The organism is Lactobacillus sp. PSON, assembly GCF_052615405.1.
Genome location: NZ_JBQXFW010000006.1, coordinates 62,460 through 85,082 on the forward strand (window position 1 = coordinate 62,460; position 22,623 = coordinate 85,082).

Consider the following 22,623-nt stretch of genomic DNA (forward strand, 5'->3'; position numbering starts at 1 on the left):
TTATGTCTAAAGAAATAATTCAAATAAAAGATTTAAAAGTCTATTACCCTATTCGTTCTGGATTTTGGAATAGAATTACTGATTATGTCCGTGCAGTTGATGGAGTAAATTTTTCCATCAATGAAGGCGAGACTTATGGTTTGATAGGTGAATCGGGCTCAGGTAAGTCAACTACAGGTAAGGCTATAGTTGGTGTGGAAAAAGTAACCAGTGGTCAAATTATTTACAAAGGTATGGATGTAACTAAATCATCCAATCGTAAAAAATTAAATTATAACAAAGATGTTCAGATGATTTTTCAAGATTCAATGTCAAGTTTGAATCCAAGAAAGAGAATTGAAGATATTATTGCAGAACCAATTCGAAATTTTGAAAATTTAACCACTGATCAAGAACGAGATCGTGTGCAAGAATTACTAGATATTGTAGGAATGCCAAGTGATGCAATTTATAAATATCCTCATGAATTTTCTGGGGGTCAGCGTCAAAGAATTGGTGTTGCACGTGCAGTTGCAACTAATCCTAAATTAATTGTTGCAGATGAACCAACAAGTGCTCTAGATCTTTCTGTTCAAGCGCAAGTTTTGAATTTTATGAAGCATATTCAGCAGCAATATAACATTGCCTACTTATTTATTTCTCATGATTTGGGCGTTGTAAAGCATATGTCAGAAAATTTAGCAATTATGCACCGCGGACGATTAGTTGAGCTTGGTAGTCGAAAAGAAATTTATAAGCATCCAATTCATATTTATACTAAACGTCTTTTATCAGCAATTCCTGTAGTGGATGTTGCTAAGCGTGCTGAACATAAAAAGCATCGTCAACAAGTTGAAAAAGAGTTTGAAGAAAATCAAAGCAAATGGTATGACAAAAATGGTAGGGTATTTCCACTTCAAGAAATTACTCCTAAACATTTTGTTGCTGTGCCTAAAGATGAAGTTCAAGAAGCTGAGCTAGAAGAAAGAGAGGGTAATTAAGTATGTGGAAAACGATACTTAGACGTTTATTAATCATGATCCCTCAATTGATCATTTTAAGTATTTTAGTCTTTTTACTTGCTAAGATGATGCCGGGTGATCCATTTAGTGGTTCAATTAATCCGAATACTGATCCAAAACAAATTGCGGCACTGAGACAAGCCGCAGGACTAAATGATCCAGTATGGGTTCAATATTGTAGATGGGTAGGAAATTTATTCCATGGAGATTTAGGAACTAGTTATATTCAACATGTTCCAGTAAGTTCATTAATTGCTGATCGTGCGGTTAATACTTTCTGGTTATCCCTTTTAACTACAATTTTAACTTATGCAATTGCTATTCCAATGGGAATTACAGCAGGTCGCCATCAAGATCAATGGCAAGATACAGCAGTTCAAATTTTTAATTATATTACTTTTGCTGTACCAGGTTTTGTATTTTACATTTTAGGTCTTTGGCTATTTGGTTTTACTTTAGGTTGGTTCCCAATTTCAGGTTCTGTGTCTGCTAATGCGTCTGGTTTTTGGGGAGTCTTAATTAGTCGATTAGACCATATGATTTTACCAGCTATTCTTTATGCAGCAATTACTACAACTACAATTGTTCAATATTTAAGAACAGGAATTGTTGATAATAAAGTAGAAGACTATGTAAGGACTGCCCGTAGTAAAGGTGTTCCAGAAAATGTTGTTTTTCATAAGCATATTTTAAGAAATTCTCTTTTACCAATTGCGGCTTTCTTTGGTAATACGATTACAGGTCTTCTTAGTGGTTCAATGATTATTGAAACTGTATTTAGTTATCCAGGTATGGGTAAATTATTCCTTGATTCTATTGGACAACGTGATTATACAACTTTAACAGCCTTGATTCTTATCTTTGGTATTTTAACGTTAATTGGTAACTTGTTATCAGATATTATCATGAGTATTATTGATCCACGTATTAGAATCCAATAGAAAGGAAGAGAAAAATGGCTAAAGAAACTAAGAAAAATCAAGAAGTTAAAAATGACAAGCCAAAAGCGTCTCTTCCACCTTCTGGATTTAAAGTAGTGGTTAGAGAAATTGTTCGCGATAAAACAGCTCTAGTTGCGTTTATTTTAATCGTTTTAATATTATTATTTACTTTTGGTGGATCTTTATTTTTAAATAAAGCACAAATTACGGAAATTAATATTGTAGACGCTTACTATGGTTGGGGTGAAGGTGGTCACCTTTTAGGAACTGATGATGGTGGACGTGACATCATGAAATTGCTCATGATGGGCGGAAGAAACTCAATCTTGATTGGTCTATCAATTACTGTAATTACTGAAATTGCTGGATTAGTTGTAGGATTGGTATCAGGATATTATGGTGGAATTGTTGATTCAATTATTATGAGAATAGTTGATTTTGTGCAAATTTTACCAATGATGCCAATTATTATTGTATTGACCACAGTTATTCCAAATTATAATGCTATAACTTTAGTATGGTTGATTGCGATGTTTGGTTGGACAACGACTGCTCGTTATTATAGATCTTTCATCTTATCTCAAAGAGATCGAGATTATGTTTTAGCATCTAAAACCTCTGGTTCAAGTGATCTTAAGATTATGTTTAGAGAAGTATTGCCAAACATTACATCAATGATTATTATTGATGCTGTTTTAACAGTTGCAGGTAATATTGGTATTGAAACTTCATTATCATTCTTGGGCTATGGATTACCAACAACTACTCCATCACTTGGAACTTTGATTGGATTTGCTAATGATCCAGTTAATGTTATAAATCGTCCATGGTTATGGCTTCCGGCAACAATTTTACTTTTAGTAATTTCATTAAGTATTAATTATGTTGGACGAGCATTACAACGTGCAGGGGATGCAAGACAACGTCAAAATTAAATTATTAAAATTAATGAAGAGTCTTCTATTTGCAGAAATAGGAGACTTTTTATTATAAAAAATATTTAAGATAATAATAATATTAAAATTGTTCTCATAAATATGTTGATTTTCTCATAAAAAGTGATAATATTTAATTATTAAATTAATTTTAGAAGCTTAAAGACTTGTTTTTATCAAACGGGGGACTTAATATGAAAAAATCTAAATTATTGGGCTCAGTTGGCGTAGTTGCTGCTGCAGCTTTGGCACTTGTAGCTTGTGGTAAGAGTGGACAAAATAATAACTCTGGCGCAAGTGATGCTAAGAAGTTTCCATCCTCAACACCTAAAAAGGCAGTTAAACAAGGTGGTTCTGTAAATGTTGCTCTTGAAACTGATACTCCATTTACAGGTATCTTCTCAGATGAATTAGCTACTTCAGCTTACGACTCACAAGTAGCAGCTCCAGCATCAGAAGCACTTTTTGATACTGATGACCATTACCAAATTAATGACAAAGGTCCAGCAACTATGAAGATGGACCGTCAAAATAAAACTGTTACTATCACTGTTAAAAAGGGCGTTAAATGGTCTGATGGTAAGCAAGTTAATGCCAAAGATTTGGAATATCCATATGAAATCTTAGCAAATAAAAAGACTAATGCTCAAAGATATAGCAGTCAATTTGAAGAAATTGAAGGTATGAAAGAATACCATGAAGGTAAAGCTAGTTCTATTTCTGGTATTGAAATGCCAGATGGCGAAAATGGTAGAACTATTGTAATTCATTATAAAGAATTGAAGCCAGGTATGAAATTTAGCGGTAATGGCTACTTCTGGGAAGGAGCTGCTCCATATCACTATTTAAAGAATATTCCATTTAATAAGCTTCAATCTTCAGATGAAATTAGAAAGAAGCCCCTTTACTTTGGACCATATAAAGTTTCTAAAATTGTTCGTGGTCAATCTGTATCTTATGTTCCAAACAAATATTATTGGCGAGGTAAACCAAAGCTTAATAAAGTTACCATTCAAGTTGTATCTCAAGATTCAGCTTCACAAGCTATTAAGAGTCACAAGTTTGATATAGCTGAAGTAATCAATTCTCAATGGGATCAAGTTAAAGACACTAAGGATGTAAACTTTGTAGCTCAAATTCCGTTACAATATAGCTATTTAGGCTTTAAAGTTGGTAAGTGGGATGCTAAGGCTGGCAAAAATGTCATGGATAAGAATTCTAAGATGAATAATAAATCTCTTCGTCAAGCTATTGCCTACGCTATGAATGTTGATGCGGTTAATAAGCGTTATACTAATGGTTTAAACTTTAAGGTTAATACTTTGATTCCAAAAGGCTTTGGAGAATATCATGATAGTAGTGTGAAGGGTTACAATTATAACTTAAAGAAAGCTGAACAACTTCTTGATAAGGCCGGCTATAAGAAGAAGGGAAAATGGCGTGTACAACCAAATGGCAAGCCACTTAAGATTAAATTTGCTGCAATGAGTGGTAATCCAAATGCAGAAGCTATTGCTCAAAACTACTTACAACAATGGCATAAAATTGGATTAGATGTTTCACTTGTTGGAGGACGTTTAACAGAATTTAATTCGTTCTATGATAAAGTTCAAAATGATGATCCGGGTGTAGATATGTTCCAAGCTGCTTGGAGTTTAGCTTCTGAACCTTCACAAAACTCAATGTATGGAGAATATACTTCTTCAAATTATGAGCGTTTTGTAACTAAGAAGAATAATGAACTCTTGAAAGAAATGGATTCACAAAAAGCCTTCAATACTAAATATCGTGTAGAGAAGTTCCATGAATGGCAACAATACATGAATGATGAAGCTTATGTTGTTCCACTTTCTAATTCATATCAAATTCAAGCTGTTAATAGTAAACTTACTGGTTATTCAACTAAACCATCTCAACAAAATAAACTCTGGAGTCAAGTTGGCTATGTTAAGTAGTAGTTTATGAAAATAATAAAAATGAGGCAGGTTGCTCAAATGAGCGAACCTGTTTTTTCTTATAGTGTTACATCATTATTAGATAAGTAATCATAATAAAACTGGTATAATGTTAAACATAGGAGGGTTATTATGGTAAGCACAAAGTTTATTAAACAATTAAATGAAAAATATGGAATTAAGTTCCATTCAAAAAAGTTATTAGAAGAAGCGTTTACTCATTCATCTTATGCTAATGAACATCCGAATGATGGAATTAGAAATTATGAAAAGCTAGAATTCTTAGGAGACGCAGTTCTTGAATTAGCAGTGTCAGATTATTTATACCGTCATTTTCCTAATTTAAATGAAGGTGAATTGACTAGACTTCGTTCCAACATTGTTAGAACCGAAGGATTTTCTGAATTTGCCATTGAATGTGGTTTTCAAGATGAAATCAACTTAGGTAACGGTGAAGAAAAATCAGGAGCTCGTCATCGTAAAACACTTCTTGAAGATGTTTTTGAAGCTTTTAATGGTGCCTTATTTCTTGATCAAGGGATGCCAGCTGTGCAACACTTTTTACATTTAACAGTTTACCCATTAATTGATCAAGGAGAATTTACAGCTTCACGTGATTATAAGACCGATTTGCAAGAATTTTTGCAACAAGATGGTCCAGTTAAAATTGAGTATACTGTATTAGAAGAATCTCAATTGCCATCTCATTTCTTGGTTGAGCTTAAAGTTAATGGTAAAGTTCAATCAACTGGTGAAGGTAAGAATAAGAAAGCTGCTGAACAAGAAGCAGCTAAGGCTGCTCTTGAAAAATTGGAGTAGGAAGGTGACGACGTGCCATTAACAGAATTAATTATTGATGGTTTTAAATCATTTGCTGAAAAAACAACTATTCACTTTGATACAGGAATTACAGGGGTCGTTGGACCAAACGGAAGTGGAAAGAGCAATATTACTGAAGCTATTCGTTGGGCAATGGGAGAAACAAGAGCTAAGAGTTTGCGCGGAAGCAACATGAAAGATGTCATTTTTGCAGGAAGTGAATTTCGTAAGCCGCTTAATCGTGCAATCGTAACTTTAGTGTTTGATAATAAAAAACATGAATTAGATTCTAATCAAGAAAAAGTTTCTGTAACTAGAAGAATTTTACGATCAGGGGATAGTGAATATCTAATTAATAATCGTCCGGTTAGATTAAAAGATGTTAGAGAATTATTTTTAAATTCTGGAATTTCACAAAATAGTTTAGCAATTATTTCTCAAGGTAGAGTTGACCAGATTTTAAATTCTCGTCCTGAAGAAAGACGGGTAATTTTTGAAGAAGCAGCGGGTGTGCTTCATTTTAAAGAACAAAAAGAAACTGCAGCTCGTGAATTAGCTCGAACCAATGACAATTTGATTAGAATCAATGATTTGGTTAAAGAACTAGAAAAGAGAGTTGAACCACTTCATGAACAAAGTTCTCTTGCTAAAGAATATAAATTCCAAAAAGCTAGTTTAGATAAGAAATTAAAAACTTTATTAGCTTTTGAAATTGAAGATTTAGATAATAAAAAAGCTGAAATTCAAAAAAGTGCTACAAAAAATCAGGTTTTATTATCTAAGTTAGATAAAGAAGTAAAAGATTCTCAAGCGGCTGTTGCTAAAAAGCGTCAAGAATATCAAGAAGTTCAAAGAAAACGTGAAGTTGCTCAAAATCAATTGTTGCAGTTGACTGATCAAATTTCAAAATTAAATACAGATTTACAAGTTACTGAACAATCTAAGCAATTTGATGAAGCAACAAAAACTGAATATAAGAATCAAGTCGAAGAACTTAGTAAGCGAATTTCTAAACTAAATAAAGAAATTACTACTATTATAGAATCTAAAGAAGAATTAGATTCTGAACAAACAAAATTAAAGCTTGAGCGTGAAAACTTGCTTGGTCAATTAAAGGAAGATCCAGCCAGTCTTGAGCAAAAATTGGAAGACTTAAGAAATACTTATATCCAATCGTTACAAGACCAGACTACTAATAATAATCAAATTGTTTATTTGGAATCTGAATTAAAGAAAACTCAAGATGACCAAAGTTATAAAACTAACGATGTTTCTGAACAGTTAAAAAAATCTAATGAAAAATTAAAAAGCCTGAAAAAAGCAGGTAAGAATCTAACTATTAAACGTACTGATATTCAAAAAAAGCTAGATGGTTTATCTGTTAAGAAAACAAATATCGAAGAAAAACTATTTGCTTTGAGAAAGACTGTTAATGATGAACGCTCAAGCTTGCAAAAGATAACTGCTCGTTATGAGGCCTTAGTTAACATTCAAAAGCGTCACGAAGGTTACTATTATGGGGTCAGAAGTGTTTTAAATAATTTAGATGATTATCCTGGAGTAATTGGTGCGATAGGGGAGTTAGTAAGTTTTTCAGCAGAGTATGAAGCAGCAATGACTACTGCTTTAGGTTCTAGTGTTCAAGATTTGGTTACTGACTCACGTGTGAGTGCTAGAGATGCAATTAATAAGTTGAAACAGACTCATGCAGGACGTGCTACCTTCTTACCTCTTGATGGTTTGCGTCAATATAGTATTCCTGCTTCAACGATTATAACTTTGGAATCATTTGACGGTTTTAAAGGGGTAGCGAATCAATTAATTAAAAGCACTAGCAAATATGATATTTCTTCTGCTATTAATTATTTATTAGGTAGTGTGATAGTAGTAGATAATATTGATAATGCTTTGACAATTTCTCGTCGAGTAAATCGTTATCGAATTGTAACTTTAGATGGAGATATTATTTCTCCGGGAGGCTCAATGACGGGAGGGATGCGTAATCAGCGCAATAATTCTCCTCTCCAAACAACCGGTGAAATTAATCGCTTAAAAGTTAAAATTGCTAATTTAAAGAAGCAGTTTGCTAATGATCAAAAAATGCTCCAAACAGTCATTGAAGATAGTGATACTTTAGCTGATGAATACAGTAGAACTAATACAGAGTTGCAAACTGTTAACCAAGAATTCAATGAAGCAGCTCTTTCTTATCAAAATCAAGAAAAAGAAGTTAAGAGATTATCAGATGCAAACCACTTATTTGATTCACGAGTTAAAGAACGTGCAATTCAAATTAAAACAATTCAAAATCAAATTCAAGAAGCAAATAAGCGTAAAAAGGAATTGGCCAGTCAAGCTGATAGACAAAAGAATCAGATGGCAGAAGTTCAGAATGCAATTAAGGATTTCAATTCTCTTAATCAAAAAATTCAAAAACAACTATCAAATCTTGATCCTAAGTTGGCTGTTGTTTCAAATAAATATGAAAATTTGCATAATCAAGAAATTGAAAAGCAGCAACAATTAAAGAATAATCAAGATCAATTAGATGATTTAAAGCAAAAATTGTCTAGTTTAGGTCAAAACAATAAAATTTCTGAACAAAAACGTTCTGAACTTGAAAAGCAAGAAAAGAAAGCAAAAGCAAAAAAGTCGAGTTTAGAAGAAATATTAAGCAAGCTATCCTCTAGTTTGGGTCAAGTTGATGCTCAGATAACCCAATTAGATCAAGTGGCAACAAGAAATTATGATTTACGTAAAACTGCTGCAGAAGAACAAGAAGAGTATTCTGTTAAAATTGCCAAATTCAATACAGAAATCAATCAAAGATTGAATACATTAAGTGAAGATTATTCACTTACTTATGAAGCAGCTTTGAATCAAGCTAACTTAGAAAATAATTCAGAAAATAGAGCTGAATTAAAGAAAAATGTTAAGTTACATCGCATGTCACTTGAAGATATTGGTCCGGTCAACTTAAATTCAATAGATGAATATGAAGATGTAAAAAGTCGTTATGAATTTTTGCATGGTCAACAAGACGACCTTTTGAAAGCTCGTGAAGATTTAAAGCAATCAATGAATGAGTTAGATGTTGAAGTTAAAACTCGATTCCAAGAAACATTTACAGCAGCTAGTGAAAACTTTACCAAGATTTTCCCAGTTGTATTTGGTGGAGGAAATGCTAAATTAGTTTTAACAGATCCTGAGGATATGCTAAATACAGGAATTGAAATTATAGCACAACCACCTGGTAAAAAACTTCAAAGACTAAGCTTATTATCTGGTGGTGAAAGAGCCTTAACAGCAATTACACTTTTGTTTGCAATGCTACAGATAAATCCAGTACCATTTTGTGTACTTGATGAAGTTGAAGCTGCTTTAGATGATGCAAATGTAAGTAGATTTGCACAATTTTTACAAAAATATGATATGCATACGCAGTTCATTGTAATTACACACAGGCGAGGTACTATGCAACAAGCAGATCAATTATATGGGGTTGTGATGCAAGAATCAGGTGTTTCGCAGGTTTTATCGGTGTCATTAAAAGATATTAAGGATGAGGTGGATTAAATTTGGGTTTATTTGATAAAATTAAAAAATCACTTTTTGGAAATAAAGATGAAGAAAAACAAGAACAGCACGAACAAGAAACTTCTCAAGAAGAAGTAGAAGAACAAAGTAATGAACAAGAATCTGTTAGTCATGATAATGAAGAAAGCACAACAGAAAGTTTAGAAAAAACAGAAGATCCTGAAGTAGAAGAAAAGTCTGATGATTCAGAATCAACTCTGGACGTAGATGACAATAGTTCAGATCTTAATCAAACTGAAAATTCTGAAGATAAAATTGAAGAAGAGAGTAATTCTTCCGATGATACTGTTCTTGATAAAAAGCAAGAACAGAAAGCTCAAGATGAAAATCAAACGGAAGTTACTACTGAAGAAGAATCAGAAACTGATTTAGATGAAAAATCTAATGAGGATGAAGAAGAAACTTCCGAAGAAGACCAGACTAAGTTATATGAAAAAGGTTTGGAAAAAACTAACAAAGGCTTTGGAGCTCGTTTAAACGCCTTTTTTGCTCAATTTAGAAGCGTTGATGAAGATTTCTTTGATGATTTGGAGGAATTGTTAATTGAGTCTGATGTCGGTTATGAAACAGCAGAAGAATTAACTGAACAATTGCGTGATGAAGCTAAACTTCAAAAAGCAAAGACACATGATGACTTAAAACGAGTAATAGTTGAAAAATTAGTAGATGTTTATGACCAAAATGGTAACAGTAATGATGAAAAGTTAATTTATCATGATGATAATAATCCAAATGTTTATCTTTTTGTTGGGGTAAATGGTGCTGGTAAAACAACTACAATTGGAAAACTTGCTAAACGTTTTAAAGATGAGGGTAAATCGGTTATTATGGCAGCAGCAGATACTTTTAGAGCGGGTGCTGTAGAGCAATTAGTTGAATGGGGCAAGCGAGTAGATGTTCCTGTAGTAACCGGTGCTGAAAAAGCAGATCCTGCTTCTGTTGTATATGATGCAACTGAAAAGGCAATCAAAGAAAACGCTGATATTTTATTAGTTGATACCGCCGGTCGACTTCAAAATAAGAAGAATTTGATGAACGAATTGGAAAAAATTCAAAGAACAATTAAAAAATTGTTGCCAGAAGAACCTACTGAAACGTTACTTGTTTTAGATGGATCAACTGGACAAAATGCTCTTTTGCAAGCAAAAGACTTTGACAAAACTACTAAGTTAACAGGTTTAGTTTTAACAAAGCTTGACGGTTCTTCAAAGGGTGGGGTTGTCTTAGCAATCAGAAATGAAATGAACTTACCAGTTAAACTTGTAGGACTTGGTGAAAAGCCAGAAGATCTTGCAGATTTTGATGCAGGAAATTATGCTATTGGTTTATTCCATGGTTTGGTCTAAAATTAAGATAGTTATTGATTTTATATAAGGAGAAAATTATGAAAGAATACAGTGCTTGTACCACAATTTTAGTGGGAAAAAAGGCTTCAATTGATGGCTCAACAATGATTGCACGTAATGATGATACTTTCAGACCAATTACGCCTCAAAAGTTCATTATCGAACCTGCAGCTAAAGGTGAAAAGGGACGCCACATCAAGTCTTGGCTTAATAAGTTTGAAATGGACTTGCCAGAAGATGCACAAAGAGTTCCTGCAGTTCCTAATGTTGATTACAAAACTCAAGGTTACTATGATGAAAGTGGTATTAATCAAAAGAATGTCGCTATGTCATGTACTGAATCAACTTATGGTAATGAAAGAACTTTAGCTTTTGATCCACTTGTTAAAGATGGATTAGACGAAGATTGCATGCAAACTGTTGTTTTGCCATATATTGATTCAGCTAGAGATGGTGTTAAGCGTTTAGGTAAGTTAATCAAAAAGTACGGTTCACCAGCTGGCAACTCTGTATTATTCAGTGATAAAGATGAAGTATGGTATATGGAAATTGTTACTGGTCACCACTGGGTAGCACAACGTATCCCAGATGATTGCTATGCTGCAACAGGTAACCGTGTCGCAATTCAAGAAGTAAACTTTGATGATCCTGACAATTTTATGTGGAGTGAAGAAATTCAAGAATTTGTTGAAAAGCATCACTTGAATACTGATCATGAAGGTTGGAATTTCCGTCATATTTTTGGTACTTATACTGAACAAGATCGTCACTATAATACTAGTCGTCAATGGTATATTCAAAAACTTTTTAATCCTGAAATTGAACAAGATCCACAAGATCCTGATATTCCATTTATCCGTAAAGCTGCAAAGAAGATTAGTCGTGAAGATATTCAATATGCTTTAGGTAGTCATTATCAAGATACTCCTTATGATCCATTTGGTAAGGGTACAGATGAAGAAAAGCACATGTATCGCCCAATTGGCTTGAATAGAACACAAAATTCACATGTTCTTCAAATTAGAAGTGATGTTCCAGAAGATAAAGCAGCCATTATGTGGTTATGTATTGGTGGTCCAACCTTTACACCTTATGTACCATTCTTTACTAATATGAATGATACTGACCCTTCATATAACAATACTTCTATGGAGTATAATATGAATGACGCTTGGTGGTACTACAAGTCATTTGCAGCGCTTGTTGAAAGTCACTATCCACAATTTGTTCAACTTGATACAACTTATCTTACTGAACTTAACCGTTTTTACAGAGGTCGCGTTGAAGAAATTATTAAGGGTGCAGATGGTAAGCGGGGCGATGAGCTTACTGAATATTTAACTAAAGAAAACCAAAAGACAGTTGCACATACAAAGAAAGAAACTGAAAAACTTTGGGGTCAAATGTTTACCGAATCTATTAATATGTCTAAATTGACTTTTAATATGGACGAAAATCTTTAATAAACTTAAAAATAATCTTATCTTGTTAGGTAAGATTATTTTTTATTTATCTAAAAAAAGACTAAACTATAAGTAGTTAAGGAGGCATGATTTATGAAGATTGACGCATTTAGCCATATTTTGACGCCAAATTATTATCAAAAGATGTTGCAAATTGATCCAAATATTCCAGAAAAGTATCCCTTTGTAAAAAATAAGGCTCTCACTGATTTGCAATTTCGATTGAATAATTGGCCAGAAAATCATATGAAGCAAGTCTTATCTTTTGCAAATATTAGTCCAGAAGATTTTGTTATTCCTGCAGAAGCTGCTGATATATGTGAATTAGCAAATAATGAATTAGCTGCTATAGTTCATGATAATTCTGATAAGTTTGAAGCAGGAGTAGGGATGCTTCCAATGAATAATATTAAGGCTGCCCAAGAAATTTTAGAAAAAATTTCACAATCTAGTATTTTGGTCGGAGCACAAATTTTTACTCGTCATTTAGGAAAGAGTATTGCAAATCCTGATTTCAGACCTGTTTTAGCTAAAGCTGCTGAATTGAATGTTCCTTTATGGCTTCATCCTGTTTTTGATAAGCGTAAGCCTGATAACAATTTAATATTTTCATGGGAATATGAATTGTCTCAAGCGATGCTTCAATTAGTTCAAAGTGATTTATTTGAAGAATATCCAAATATGAAAATCTTAGTTCATCATGCAGGAGCAATGGTACCATTTTTTAGTGGTAGAATTGATCATATTTTGGATGAAAAACATGCTGAAGCTTTCAAGAACTTTTATGTTGATACGGCGATTTTAGGTAATACTCCTGCATTACAATTAACTTTGGATTATTTTGGTATTAATCACGTTTTATTTGGAAGTGATGCCCCATTTGGAGTAGAGCCGGTAGGAGCTGATAAAATCGTATTGAGAGCAATTGATAATTTAGATATTTCAGATTTATATGAAAATAAAATCCTGAAAACAAACTATGAACATTTTATAAGATAGGAGATTAAAATGAATATAAAAAATGCACCTATTATGAACTTTTATCATTTAACTATTAATCCCGACGAAAAAGATAAGTTTCTAAAGGCCGGTAAAGAAAATATGTTTACTTCTATTCAAAAAGAAGATGGAGTATATTTTATGTCTTCAGCTTCTGAAGGAAAAGATAGTAACTATATTTTTGAAGTTTATAAAGATGAAGAAAGTTATCAAAATCATGTTAATTCAAAGCAATTTAAGGATTATCAAGAAGTTGCCAAAGATATAGTTGATGAAACAGATTCATTTAATTTAACACCACAATTTATTGGTACTAATTATCAAGACTTACGAGTTGATAAAAATAATAATTATGTAGTTAATATGGCTAAGATTACATTAGTAGATTATGACTTGGAAAAGTTTGGTAAAATTGTTAAAAAAGAAATGACACAGTCACTTGAAAAAGAAGCTGGTGTGATTGCAATGTTAGCTGGAAATATGTTTGACATTGAAAATGAGTGGCGCTTTTTTGAGGTTTATCAGGATGAGGCTGCTTATGAAGCTCATACTCGAACAGAACATTTCATAAATTATATTACTCAGACTAAAGAAATGATTTATGAAAAGAATTTATTAAGTTTGCATGGGGATGTTATTGTCGATCGTTCTAATATGAATTATGAAGCATAAAAAAATAGTTAAGTACACAAACAAATGTACTTAACTATTTTTTTAGATAATATTATTTTTTAATTCCAGTTGTTGAATGACGCATTCCGTAAGTAAGATAAATAATTACACCAATAATAAACCAAGCTAGTGCGTAAACTTTAGCTTGAATATCTAAACCTAAAAATACTACTAGGGAAGCAAGAAAAGCTAAAATTGGTAAAATTGGATAAAGCGGCATTTTAAATGATGGATCAACTATATCGTTTCCTTCACGCTTTCTAAGTGGAATGATTGCGATAGAAACAAACATGAAGGCAATCAAAGTTCCCGCAGAAACTAATTGAGAAATTGCTGAGAATGGGAACAGAGTACCGATAATAATCGCAGCTACAGTAATGGCTAATACCGCATTATTAGGACGATGATCTTTGTCGATTTTACCAAGCCACTTAGGGAGCATTCCGTCACGACCAAATGAATAAATTAAACGAGACCCTGCCATAGTCATACCAATCAAAGCCGTGAACATTCCAAAGACTGCAATAGTTTGAACAATTACTGCAACTACAGGGTGTCCAGCATAGCGAAGAGCTAAACCAACTGGTTCAGCGTTTCCAGCATATTTTTGATAAGGAACTACTCCAACTAAAACTAAACTTACACTAACAAAAAGAATTACTGCAATGACTAATGAACCAATGATTCCACGTGGCATTGTTTTTTCTGGATCAATTGCTTCTGCAGAGTTTGCTGCAACTGAATCAAAGCCTATATATGATAAGAAAATCATTGCCACTCCTGCATAAATTCCTTGCCAGCCACCAAATGAACCGTTAGCAGTTTCATGATATTTAGGAATAAATGGAACAAAGTTTGAATGTTTGATGGCAGTGGCACCTACAACTACAAAAAGTAAAATTGCAATAACTTTTAAAACTACTAATGCATTTTCTACTCGAGCTACTTTTCCTAATCCATTAGAAACTAAGATAGAAACTAAAGCAATAGAAACAATAGAAATAATGTCAACTATTCCGCCATCAGTTCCAAAAGCATTTGAAAGTGAAGCTGGTAATTTCCATCCCAGTGGAGCAATTAAAGCGCGGAAGTTAGCCGATAAGCCGGAGCCCACAAAGGCTAAAGCAATAAAGTATTCTGCTAGTAGTGCCCAGCCTGCGACCCATCCCCAAAATTCTCCAAATATTACATTGATCCAGGAATAAGCACTTCCAGCAAAAGGCATTGCTGCTGACATTTCAGCATATGCAAATGCTACAAGTCCTGCAGCAATTGCCGCTAAAATAAATGAAATAGCCACTGCAGGTCCGGTATGCATTGCAGCAACTTCCCCTGGAAGAGTAAAGATTGATGCAGAAACTATAGTTCCAACACCTAGTGCTAAAATATCGCGTACCTTTAGTGAACGAACTAAATGGCCATCTTTATTTTCGTATACGCGTGGATCTTCTTTGCGGTTCATTTTTTTCCAAAGATTCACTAAAACGTCCTCCCTTATATTTTTAGAAATAATTTATAATTAAATCTAAGTTAAATGAATTATTAAAATCCATTTAATTTTAACAACAAAATCAAATATGGTCAATCGTCAATCAGTTATATTTTTGTTATACTAATAAACGGTGAAGTTTTATGGATGAACTAACAAAAAATGAAAAGTTAGGTGATCTTTATGCTTATTATGGGAAGTTATTAACCAAAGGTCAGCAGAGTTATTTTGAAGATTACTATTATAATGACTTATCTTTAGGTGAAATAGCAGATAATCATAATGTTTCAAGACAAGCAATCTATGATAATCTTAGAAGGTCAACTAAAAGTCTAAAAAAATATGAATCTACCCTGCATATGCAAGCAGATTATAATAAAATAGAAGATAATCTAGAATTGGTTGATACATTGCTTGATCAAGGAAAGATTACTCAAGCTAAAGAAAAAATTCAAAAATTATTAAATAAAATGAGAGGGGAATAAACCCATGGCTTTTGAAAACTTAAGTGAGCGAATTCAAAAAGCATTAAAAAACTTAACTGGTAAAGGTAAGGTTTCTGAAGAAGATATCAATCGTGCTAGTCGAGAGATTCGATTAGCATTATTAGAAGCTGATGTTAACTTTAAAGTTGTTAAGGATTTTATTAAAAAAATTAAGAAAGAAGCTCTTGGAAAAGAGGTTCAAGAAAGTTTAAATCCTGGTCAGCAAGTTATTAAAATTGTTAATGAAGAATTAACTGAGATGATGGGAGAAAGTGCTGTTGGTCTTAATAAGTCAAAGCACATTCCAACAATTATCATGATGGTTGGGCTTCAAGGTACTGGTAAGACTACAACTGTTGGTAAGTTAGCCTATCATTTACAAAAAACACAAAATGCTCGTCCACTTTTAATCGCTGGTGATATTTATCGTCCTGCAGCTATTGAACAATTAAAACAAATTGGTCAAGAATTAGAAGTTCCTGTTTTTAGTGAAGCTAATGAAAAAGATGTTGCCAAAATTGTTGAAGATGGGTTAGCTGAAGCTGATAAAAATAAGAATGATTATGTAATTATCGATACTGCTGGTCGTCTTGAAATTGATGAACCATTAATGGAAGAACTTGAAAGAGTTAAAAAAGTTGCAGATCCAGATAATATTTTGCTCGTTGTTGATGCAATGACTGGTCAGGCTGCAACTGATGTTGCTAAAGGTTTTGATGAACGCCTTAATGTTACGGGAGTCATTTTAACTAAGCTTGATGGTGATACTCGTGGTGGTGCAGCTCTTTCAATTCGTGCAGTAACTGGCAAGCCAATTATTTATACTGGTCAAGGTGAAAAATTAACTGACTTAGAAGACTTCCATCCAGATCGAATGGCATCTAGAATCCTTGGTATGGGGGATATGTTAACTCTTATTGAGCGTGCTCAACAAGATTATGATGAAAAAGAAGCCCAAAAAGTTGCTGAAAAAATGAAAGCAAATCAGTTTGATTTTAATGATTTTATTGATCAGCTTGAACAGGTACAAAAAATGGGACCATTAGATCAAATTATGAAAATGATTCCAGGAATGGCTAACAATCCACAATTGCAAAATATGTCAATTGATGATAAACAAATTGCTCATACTAAAGCTATTGTATATTCAATGACTGCAGAAGAACGTGAAAATCCTGATATTTTAAATCCTAGCCGTAGAAGAAGAATTGCAGCTGGATCTGGTCGTCCAATTGTTGAAGTTAATCGAATGATTAAACAATTTAAAACAGCACGTGATATGATGCAAAAAGTTACCAAAGGAAACTTTAAAGGATTAGGTAATTTACCAGGAATGGATTCTCCAATGGCCAAAATGGCAATGCGTAAAATGGGAAAAAGCTTTAAGAAAAATAAGAAAAAACGCATGAAGAAGATGAAGAGATACCATTCTTAGAATTTTTTTAATCTGTTAAGTAAAAACACTTTACACCTTTTATGTTTGGTGGTATATTATTAATCGTTAAGTTTTAGGAGGAAATTAATTTATGTCAGTTAAAATTCGTATGCACCGTATGGGTGCCAAGAGAAAGCCTTTCTACAGAATCGTTGTTGCAGACTCACGTATGCCACGTGATGGTCGCTTCATCGAAGAAGTTGGCTACTACAACCCAGTTTCAAACCCAAAGCAATTGAAGCTTGAAGAAGACAAGATTTTTGAATGGCTTCAAAAAGGTGCACAACCTTCAGATACTGTAAGATCACTTCTTTCAAACGCTGGTATCATGAAGAAGTTGCACGATGCAAAATACAATAAGTAATTATTACTTTGAAAAGTTTGGAGCAGTTGCTTCAAACTTTTTTTCTTAGCTAGATTTTGCAAGGAGAGAGAAATGCAATATTATGATGTAGCAAAAGTCTTAACTACTCATGGTTTAAATGGTGAAGTTAAAGTTAGCTTAATAACTGATTTTCCTGAAGAGAGATTTGCTCCAGGTTCTGTATTATCATTAAAAAATGATACAGAACGTACATTAACTGTTAAAAGTGGTCGTCCATTTAAGCAGTTTTGGTTGGTCCAATTTGAAGAAATTACTGACATTGAGCAAGCTGAAAAATTACGTGGTAAAATTTTAGTAGTAAGTGAAGAAAATCAACAAGAATTACCAGAAGGAGTATATTATTATCGGGATATTTTAGATTCAGATGTAATTGATGAAGAAACTGGCAATCGAATTGGTAAAGTTACTGATATTCAAGCACCTGGTGCTAATGATGTTTGGGAAGTAACTGAAGATGATGGCTCAACTTTTCTTATTCCATATATTCCTGACGTAGTTAAAAAAGTAGATGTTGAGAATAAAAAAATCTATGTTGAACTAATGGAGGGATTACGTTAATGAAAGTTAATGTTTTGACGCTTTTTCCAGATATGTTTACTCCGCTTCAAGTCTCAATGTTGGGAAGAGGATTAGAGGATGGAAAATGGGATCTTAATTTAGTTAATTTTCGTGATTTTACGACAGATGTTCACCATCATGTTGATGACTCTCCTTATGGCGGTGGTGCTGGAATGGTTCTTCAAATTATGCCAATAAAAAAGGCGCTCGATTCTTTGCCATCTAAGGGAAAAGTGATTATTACTGCTCCTCAAGGTAAAACCTTTAATGAAAAAATGGCTCAAGATTGGGCAAAAGAAGAAGAGTTAACTTTTATTTGTGGGCATTATGAAGGTTTTGACCAACGTGTATATGATTTAGCTGATGAAACTGTATCTATTGGTGACTACGTTTTAACTGGTGGAGAACTTCCTACAATGAGCATGATTGATGCTACTGTTAGACTCTTACCGGGAATTCTAGGAAATAGCGCTTCTTCAGTTGAAGAAAGTTTTTCTCATGGATTATTAGAATATCCACAATATACACGTCCGGCTGATTTTGAAGGACAAAAGGTTCCAGATGTATTAACTAGTGGAAATCATCAAAAAATTGCTGAATGGCGACATAAGGAAGCTTTAAGAGCCACTTACTTACATCGACCAGATATGTTAGAAAATCGTCAATTAACAAAGGAAGAGAGAAATTGGCTTAAAGAGTTTGAGCAAAATTAAACTTGAACTTATAATGAAAATTTGCTAGAATCGTAGAAGTGGTCAAATGACCAAATTAAAGTTATGGGCACTCCGCTGGGCGCTTAGCGTGATAAGAATGCCGTAGAAGGAGAAAATTATAATGGATCCATTAATTGCAGAATTAACTAAAGAACAATTACGTGATGATATTCCTGCTTTCCGTGCAGGTGACACTGTTCGTGTACACGTACGTGTTGTTGAAGGTAGTCACGAACGTATTCAAATTTTTGAAGGTGTTGTAATTAAGAAGAAGGGTGCTGGCATTGGTGCAACTTACACTGTTCGTAAGATTGCTTCAGGTGTTGGTGTTGAACGTACCTTCCCAGTTAACGACCCACGTGTTGCTAAGCTTGAAGTTGTACGTCATGGTCGTGTACGTCGTGCTAAGCTTTACTACTTACGTGACCGTCACGGTAAGTCAGCTAGAATTGCTGAAGCACGTCGTTAATTTAACGCGAATGCATACAAAGAAAGAACCTGTTCTAAAGAACAAGGTTCTTTTTTTGCATTTAAATACAATATACACTTTATTTTTTGTATAATTAATAAAAAGGGGGTTATTATTATGATTCATGAACATTCAGCAGGAAGTATTATTTATAGAAGAGACGGTGGAGATCTTAAATATCTCCTTGTTCAAAGTGTAGTTCACCATACATGGGGCTTTCCAAAAGGACATTTAGCACCGGGTGAAACTGAACAAGAAGCAGCTAAACGTGAAGTTGCAGAAGAAGTGGGCCTTCATCCTAAGTTTAATTTTGACTTCAAACGAAGTACTACTTATGAAACTGAAGAGCATACTATAAAAACTGTTACATTTTTTATTAGTGAATATATAATCGGTCAAAAGATAGTAGATCAAAAAGAAGAAATATTAAATTCAACTTGGGCAACTCTTCCAGAAGCTAAAGAATATTTAAAAAGACCCGGTTTGTACGATATTTTACAAGAAGCAGAAGCGTATATTCAATTGAAAGAATAGGTGTTTATTTTGCAATATCCTAAGAAATTAGTTGACGAAGTAGTACTACGTTCAAAAGGAATGCGCTTAGAAGGACTGAATGAAGGAGAAGGACCAGTTCATCCTCAGTTAATGATTATAGGAGAAGCACCGGGGAGAGATGAGCTTATTTCCCATAGACCGTTTTCTGGTAGTTCGGGTAAAGAACTAATAAAATTATTATCATCTATTGGATTAACAAGAGATGATGTTTATATTACTTCAGCTGTTAGAAGTCGCCCTTATGAGATTAAGGAAGTTTTCAGCAAACGTGAAAATAAAAATGTAATAAAATATCCAAATCGAAGACCGACTAAAAAAGAAATTTTAGCTCACGCACCATTTTTAGATTATGAAATTGCCAAAGTTGAGCCTAAGTTAATTGTTACTGTAGGAAATGTTGGATTAGAACGACTTTTAGGAGCAAATCATAAAATCTCTCAAGAACATGGTACTGTAATTGAGAATGTGCCAATTTTAGAGCTAAATGATAAAAAAGATGCTTATGTTTGGTCAAAAAAACGTTATACAATTTTTCCGCAATATCATCCGGCAGCTATTTTTTATAATCGAAAATTGACTGAAGATATAGAAAAAGACTGGCAGATAATTAAACCATATTTGGAGAATAATTAATAATGAGTAATGAAACTTTTTTAATTCCAATTAGGCAAAATAATGACTTATCAGATATTGCATTCGCAGAATTAAGACAAGATTTAGATTTGCATCCTTTGAATCAACGAATTTATACTAAATTGGCATACTTACCTGGAAATAGTCGAAAATTTAGTTTAAATTCACAAAAAACAGAGCTCGGTTTACTAACAGGTAAAAAAGTTCTCTTTTTAGGCTCATCAGTTACTTTTGGTTTTGGTGCGCTTGGAGAATCATTTGTTGATTTTCTTTGGAAAAAAGATGGTGTTGAAGCCATTAAAGATGCAGAAAATGGAACAACTTTAGTAGAACAGGATGTTAATTATCCGGGAGATTCCTATGTAGCTAGATTTAAAGAAAATTTAAAATATGAAGCTCCGGATATGTTAGTTATTCAACTATCAACTAATGATGCAAAACGAAATGAAAAATTGGGCAAGATTAGTGATAATGACTGTTTTGATACGAAAACAATAACTGGTGCGTTAGAATATATTATTTCAAATGCTCAAAAGAACTGGAAATGTCCAATTTTGATTTATACTAATCCATATTTTGAGAGCAATTTATACTCACAAATGGTGGAATTAAGTCACAAACTAGTTGAAAAATATAATATTGAAATTTTAGATTTTTATAATAACTCTAATTTTAAAAATCAAGATAAACTTTACATGGCTGATGAAATCCATCCTACTCGAGCAGGTTATAAAGAGAAATGGTTGCCTGAATTTGAAAATAAGTTAAGAGCAATTATAAAATAATAAAAACTGATAGAACTCCTAATATTAGAAATTCTATCAGTTTTTTAACTTATATGACTTCGATAAAGACTAATAACTTTACCGAGGATTTTAACGTTAGTTAATATAATTGGAGACATTGTATCATTTTCAGGTTGCAAACGATAATGATCTTTTTCTTTGTAGAATCGTTTAACTGTTGCTTCATTTTCATCAGTCATTGCTACAACAATATCACCATTTTCGGCAGTATTTTGTTTGCGAACAATAACTTGATCACCATTAAAAATTCCAGCGTTAATCATGCTGCAACCCTTAATAGTAAGCATGTATAAATCGCCTTTAAATCCTTCAAGATCTGGTGGAAGAGGGAAATAATCTTCTGGTTCAGTTTCTTCTACAGCTAAGATTGGTTGGCCTGCAGTAACAACTCCTAGAACAGGGATGTGTTTAGCAGCAATTCCAATTGCTTTACGACCTGCATCTGTTACTTCAATAGCACGAGGTTTAGTGGCATCTTTAATTACAAATCCCTTTCTTTGTAATCTTGAAATATGTCCATGAACAGTTGAAGTGGATGAAAGACCTACAGCAGAACAAATTTCACGAACAGTAGGTGGAAAACCATGCTTTTCAACAGCCTCATAAATATAGCGCAAGACCTCTATTTGCTTTTTATCATTTTTTACCATGTTAATTACTCCGTTTTACGATTAATTTGGTATATACTATATATTGTAGCAAATAAATAATAGTTTCACAAACGGGTGTTCAAGAAGAAATATCTTTTTTTCTAACTCTAAAAAGTGTAAACTTATTTTTGTATGTGAGGTGTAAAAAATGGACAAAGATGAAGAAAAGAAAGTTACAGATCGTATTAATGAACTTTATCACAAGAAGCAAAATGAAGGCTTAACTGAAGAAGAAGAAAAAGAACGTAAAGAACTTCACAAGAAGTTTTTAGCAAACTTTAGAGCCGGATTTAAACAACAACTTGAAAATACTGTTATTGTTGACAAAAATGGTAAAGAAGTAACTTCTGAAAAAGCAAAAGCTGCTCAAAGAAAAAAGGGTCTAAGAAAAGATTGATTTTACCTTTAAAAATTCACTGATTTTAGGTACAATAACCTTATTAGTTAATGGAGGATTTTTAAATTATGAATTTAGCATTAGCAATTGTATTGATTATCGCTGCACTTTTAATCGGTCTTGTTGGCGGATTTTATGGTGCAAGAGCATACATGAAAAAGTATTTCCAAGATAATCCTCCAATCAGTGAAGACATGATTGTTGCTATGATGTCACAAATGGGTCAAAAACCTTCAGCTAAGAAGGTCAACCAAGTTATGAACATGATGAAGCATCAACAAAGATAAAAGTCTTTTCATATCGATTGGACTCTTAAAGGA

23 protein-coding genes are annotated in these 22,623 nt (G+C 33.1%); 21 read left to right on the forward strand and 2 right to left on the reverse strand.

Translation table 11 applies throughout. The features are described 5' to 3' along the window. Nucleotides 1-2: 2 nt before the first annotated feature. The 10 genes from ACTHPI_RS06105 to ACTHPI_RS06150 all read left to right on the forward strand — a co-directional run bounded on the left by ACTHPI_RS06105 (nt 3) and on the right by ACTHPI_RS06150 (nt 13,728). Nucleotides 3-980 carry an ATP-binding cassette domain-containing protein gene (locus tag ACTHPI_RS06105; RefSeq protein ID WP_445353282.1) on the forward strand — a complete coding sequence of 326 codons (978 nt, stop codon included), beginning with the start codon at nt 3-5 and terminating at the stop codon, nt 978-980. Nucleotides 981-982: 2 nt separating this feature from the next. After that, complete coding sequence (gene opp4B, locus ACTHPI_RS06110; protein WP_445353283.1) at nt 983-1,942, forward strand: oligopeptide ABC transporter permease; 960 nt, start codon at nt 983-985, stop codon at nt 1,940-1,942. 14 nt (nt 1,943-1,956) lie between these two features. After that, a complete protein-coding gene (locus ACTHPI_RS06115) occupies nt 1,957-2,877 on the forward strand; it encodes an ABC transporter permease (protein WP_445353284.1) in 921 nt (306 codons plus the stop codon). A gap of 194 nt (nt 2,878-3,071) precedes the next feature. After that, the gene (locus ACTHPI_RS06120) at nt 3,072-4,832 is read left to right on the forward strand and encodes an oligopeptide ABC transporter substrate-binding protein (protein ID WP_445353285.1); all 1,761 of its coding nucleotides are present in this window, start codon (nt 3,072-3,074) and stop codon (nt 4,830-4,832) included. Between the two features lie 132 nt (nt 4,833-4,964). After that, on the forward strand, nt 4,965-5,651 hold the full coding sequence (gene rnc / locus ACTHPI_RS06125; protein ID WP_445353286.1) for a ribonuclease III: 687 nt from the start codon (nt 4,965-4,967) through the stop codon (nt 5,649-5,651). Between the two features lie 12 nt (nt 5,652-5,663). Then, entirely contained in the window at nt 5,664-9,227 is a 3,564-nt protein-coding gene (smc, locus tag ACTHPI_RS06130) for a chromosome segregation protein SMC (RefSeq protein ID WP_445353287.1), read from the forward strand. A 2-nt stretch (nt 9,228-9,229) separates the two neighbouring features. Beyond that, the gene (gene ftsY, locus ACTHPI_RS06135) at nt 9,230-10,594 is read left to right on the forward strand and encodes a signal recognition particle-docking protein FtsY (protein ID WP_445353288.1); all 1,365 of its coding nucleotides are present in this window, start codon (nt 9,230-9,232) and stop codon (nt 10,592-10,594) included. Nucleotides 10,595-10,632: 38 nt separating this feature from the next. Further along, nucleotides 10,633-12,057, forward strand: coding sequence for a C69 family dipeptidase (locus ACTHPI_RS06140; RefSeq protein WP_445353289.1), 1,425 nt, complete (start codon nt 10,633-10,635; stop codon nt 12,055-12,057). Between the two features lie 93 nt (nt 12,058-12,150). Beyond that, nucleotides 12,151-13,056 carry an amidohydrolase family protein gene (locus ACTHPI_RS06145; RefSeq protein ID WP_445353290.1) on the forward strand — a complete coding sequence of 302 codons (906 nt, stop codon included), beginning with the start codon at nt 12,151-12,153 and terminating at the stop codon, nt 13,054-13,056. A gap of 9 nt (nt 13,057-13,065) precedes the next feature. Beyond that, the gene (locus tag ACTHPI_RS06150; RefSeq protein ID WP_445353291.1) at nt 13,066-13,728 is read left to right on the forward strand and encodes a putative quinol monooxygenase; all 663 of its coding nucleotides are present in this window, start codon (nt 13,066-13,068) and stop codon (nt 13,726-13,728) included. A gap of 52 nt (nt 13,729-13,780) precedes the next feature. On the opposite strand, the gene ACTHPI_RS06155 is transcribed toward ACTHPI_RS06150, so the two are convergent. Continuing rightward, nucleotides 13,781-15,208, reverse strand: coding sequence for an APC family permease (locus ACTHPI_RS06155; protein WP_445353292.1), 1,428 nt, complete (start codon nt 15,206-15,208; stop codon nt 13,781-13,783). A gap of 152 nt (nt 15,209-15,360) precedes the next feature. On the opposite strand from ACTHPI_RS06155, the gene ylxM reads away from it, so the two are divergent. The 9 genes from ylxM (at nt 15,361) to ACTHPI_RS06200 (ending at nt 21,235) form a co-directional block, all read left to right on the forward strand. Next, nucleotides 15,361-15,702: a YlxM family DNA-binding protein gene (ylxM, locus tag ACTHPI_RS06160; RefSeq protein ID WP_445353293.1), complete on the forward strand. Its 342-nt coding sequence runs from the start codon at nt 15,361-15,363 to the stop codon at nt 15,700-15,702. Nucleotides 15,703-15,706: 4 nt separating this feature from the next. Then, the gene (ffh, locus tag ACTHPI_RS06165; protein WP_445353294.1) at nt 15,707-17,137 is read left to right on the forward strand and encodes a signal recognition particle protein; all 1,431 of its coding nucleotides are present in this window, start codon (nt 15,707-15,709) and stop codon (nt 17,135-17,137) included. A 91-nt stretch (nt 17,138-17,228) separates the two neighbouring features. Next, nucleotides 17,229-17,501, forward strand: a complete 273-nt coding sequence (gene rpsP, locus ACTHPI_RS06170; protein WP_144355445.1) for a 30S ribosomal protein S16 — start codon at nt 17,229-17,231, stop codon at nt 17,499-17,501. A 72-nt stretch (nt 17,502-17,573) separates the two neighbouring features. Next, entirely contained in the window at nt 17,574-18,080 is a 507-nt protein-coding gene (gene rimM, locus ACTHPI_RS06175; RefSeq protein WP_445353295.1) for a ribosome maturation factor RimM, read from the forward strand. Beyond that, on the forward strand, nt 18,080-18,793 hold the full coding sequence (trmD, locus tag ACTHPI_RS06180; protein WP_445353296.1) for a tRNA (guanosine(37)-N1)-methyltransferase TrmD: 714 nt from the start codon (nt 18,080-18,082) through the stop codon (nt 18,791-18,793). The genes rimM and trmD overlap by 1 nt, the downstream gene beginning before the upstream one ends. Nucleotides 18,794-18,914: 121 nt before the next feature. Next, the gene (rplS, locus tag ACTHPI_RS06185) at nt 18,915-19,262 is read left to right on the forward strand and encodes a 50S ribosomal protein L19 (RefSeq protein ID WP_144355442.1); all 348 of its coding nucleotides are present in this window, start codon (nt 18,915-18,917) and stop codon (nt 19,260-19,262) included. 117 nt (nt 19,263-19,379) lie between these two features. Beyond that, nucleotides 19,380-19,796, forward strand: coding sequence for a bis(5'-nucleosyl)-tetraphosphatase (locus tag ACTHPI_RS06190; RefSeq protein ID WP_445353297.1), 417 nt, complete (start codon nt 19,380-19,382; stop codon nt 19,794-19,796). 9 nt (nt 19,797-19,805) lie between these two features. Further along, a complete protein-coding gene (locus ACTHPI_RS06195; RefSeq protein ID WP_445353298.1) occupies nt 19,806-20,450 on the forward strand; it encodes a uracil-DNA glycosylase in 645 nt (214 codons plus the stop codon). A gap of 2 nt (nt 20,451-20,452) precedes the next feature. Beyond that, complete coding sequence (locus ACTHPI_RS06200; protein ID WP_445353299.1) at nt 20,453-21,235, forward strand: SGNH/GDSL hydrolase family protein; 783 nt, start codon at nt 20,453-20,455, stop codon at nt 21,233-21,235. Between the two features lie 44 nt (nt 21,236-21,279). Here the strand turns inward: ACTHPI_RS06200 and lexA are convergent, their stop codons facing one another. After that, entirely contained in the window at nt 21,280-21,906 is a 627-nt protein-coding gene (lexA, locus tag ACTHPI_RS06205) for a transcriptional repressor LexA (RefSeq protein WP_445353300.1), read from the reverse strand. A gap of 148 nt (nt 21,907-22,054) precedes the next feature. On the opposite strand from lexA, the gene ACTHPI_RS06210 reads away from it, so the two are divergent. Further along, the gene (locus ACTHPI_RS06210) at nt 22,055-22,303 is read left to right on the forward strand and encodes a DUF896 domain-containing protein (protein WP_445353301.1); all 249 of its coding nucleotides are present in this window, start codon (nt 22,055-22,057) and stop codon (nt 22,301-22,303) included. A 68-nt stretch (nt 22,304-22,371) separates the two neighbouring features. Continuing rightward, complete coding sequence (locus ACTHPI_RS06215; protein ID WP_144355436.1) at nt 22,372-22,590, forward strand: YneF family protein; 219 nt, start codon at nt 22,372-22,374, stop codon at nt 22,588-22,590. Nucleotides 22,591-22,623: the final 33 nt, after the last annotated feature.

Coding starts and splice junctions, on each gene's coding strand:
- ACTHPI_RS06105 (WP_445353282.1), top strand. CDS start 3: ATGTCTAAAGAAATAATTCAAATAAAAGATTTAAAAGTCTATTACCCT.
- opp4B (WP_445353283.1), top strand. CDS start 983: ATGTGGAAAACGATACTTAGACGTTTATTAATCATGATCCCTCAATTG.
- ACTHPI_RS06115 (WP_445353284.1), top strand. CDS start 1,957: ATGGCTAAAGAAACTAAGAAAAATCAAGAAGTTAAAAATGACAAGCCA.
- ACTHPI_RS06120 (WP_445353285.1), top strand. CDS start 3,072: ATGAAAAAATCTAAATTATTGGGCTCAGTTGGCGTAGTTGCTGCTGCA.
- rnc (WP_445353286.1), top strand. CDS start 4,965: ATGGTAAGCACAAAGTTTATTAAACAATTAAATGAAAAATATGGAATT.
- ACTHPI_RS06140 (WP_445353289.1), top strand. CDS start 10,633: ATGAAAGAATACAGTGCTTGTACCACAATTTTAGTGGGAAAAAAGGCT.
- ACTHPI_RS06145 (WP_445353290.1), top strand. CDS start 12,151: ATGAAGATTGACGCATTTAGCCATATTTTGACGCCAAATTATTATCAA.
- ACTHPI_RS06150 (WP_445353291.1), top strand. CDS start 13,066: ATGAATATAAAAAATGCACCTATTATGAACTTTTATCATTTAACTATT.
- ylxM (WP_445353293.1), top strand. CDS start 15,361: ATGGATGAACTAACAAAAAATGAAAAGTTAGGTGATCTTTATGCTTAT.
- ffh (WP_445353294.1), top strand. CDS start 15,707: ATGGCTTTTGAAAACTTAAGTGAGCGAATTCAAAAAGCATTAAAAAAC.
- rpsP (WP_144355445.1), top strand. CDS start 17,229: ATGTCAGTTAAAATTCGTATGCACCGTATGGGTGCCAAGAGAAAGCCT.
- rimM (WP_445353295.1), top strand. CDS start 17,574: ATGCAATATTATGATGTAGCAAAAGTCTTAACTACTCATGGTTTAAAT.
- trmD (WP_445353296.1), top strand. CDS start 18,080: ATGAAAGTTAATGTTTTGACGCTTTTTCCAGATATGTTTACTCCGCTT.
- rplS (WP_144355442.1), top strand. CDS start 18,915: ATGGATCCATTAATTGCAGAATTAACTAAAGAACAATTACGTGATGAT.
- ACTHPI_RS06190 (WP_445353297.1), top strand. CDS start 19,380: ATGATTCATGAACATTCAGCAGGAAGTATTATTTATAGAAGAGACGGT.
- ACTHPI_RS06200 (WP_445353299.1), top strand. CDS start 20,453: ATGAGTAATGAAACTTTTTTAATTCCAATTAGGCAAAATAATGACTTA.
- lexA (WP_445353300.1), bottom strand. CDS start 21,906: ATGGTAAAAAATGATAAAAAGCAAATAGAGGTCTTGCGCTATATTTAT.
- ACTHPI_RS06210 (WP_445353301.1), top strand. CDS start 22,055: ATGGACAAAGATGAAGAAAAGAAAGTTACAGATCGTATTAATGAACTT.
- ACTHPI_RS06215 (WP_144355436.1), top strand. CDS start 22,372: ATGAATTTAGCATTAGCAATTGTATTGATTATCGCTGCACTTTTAATC.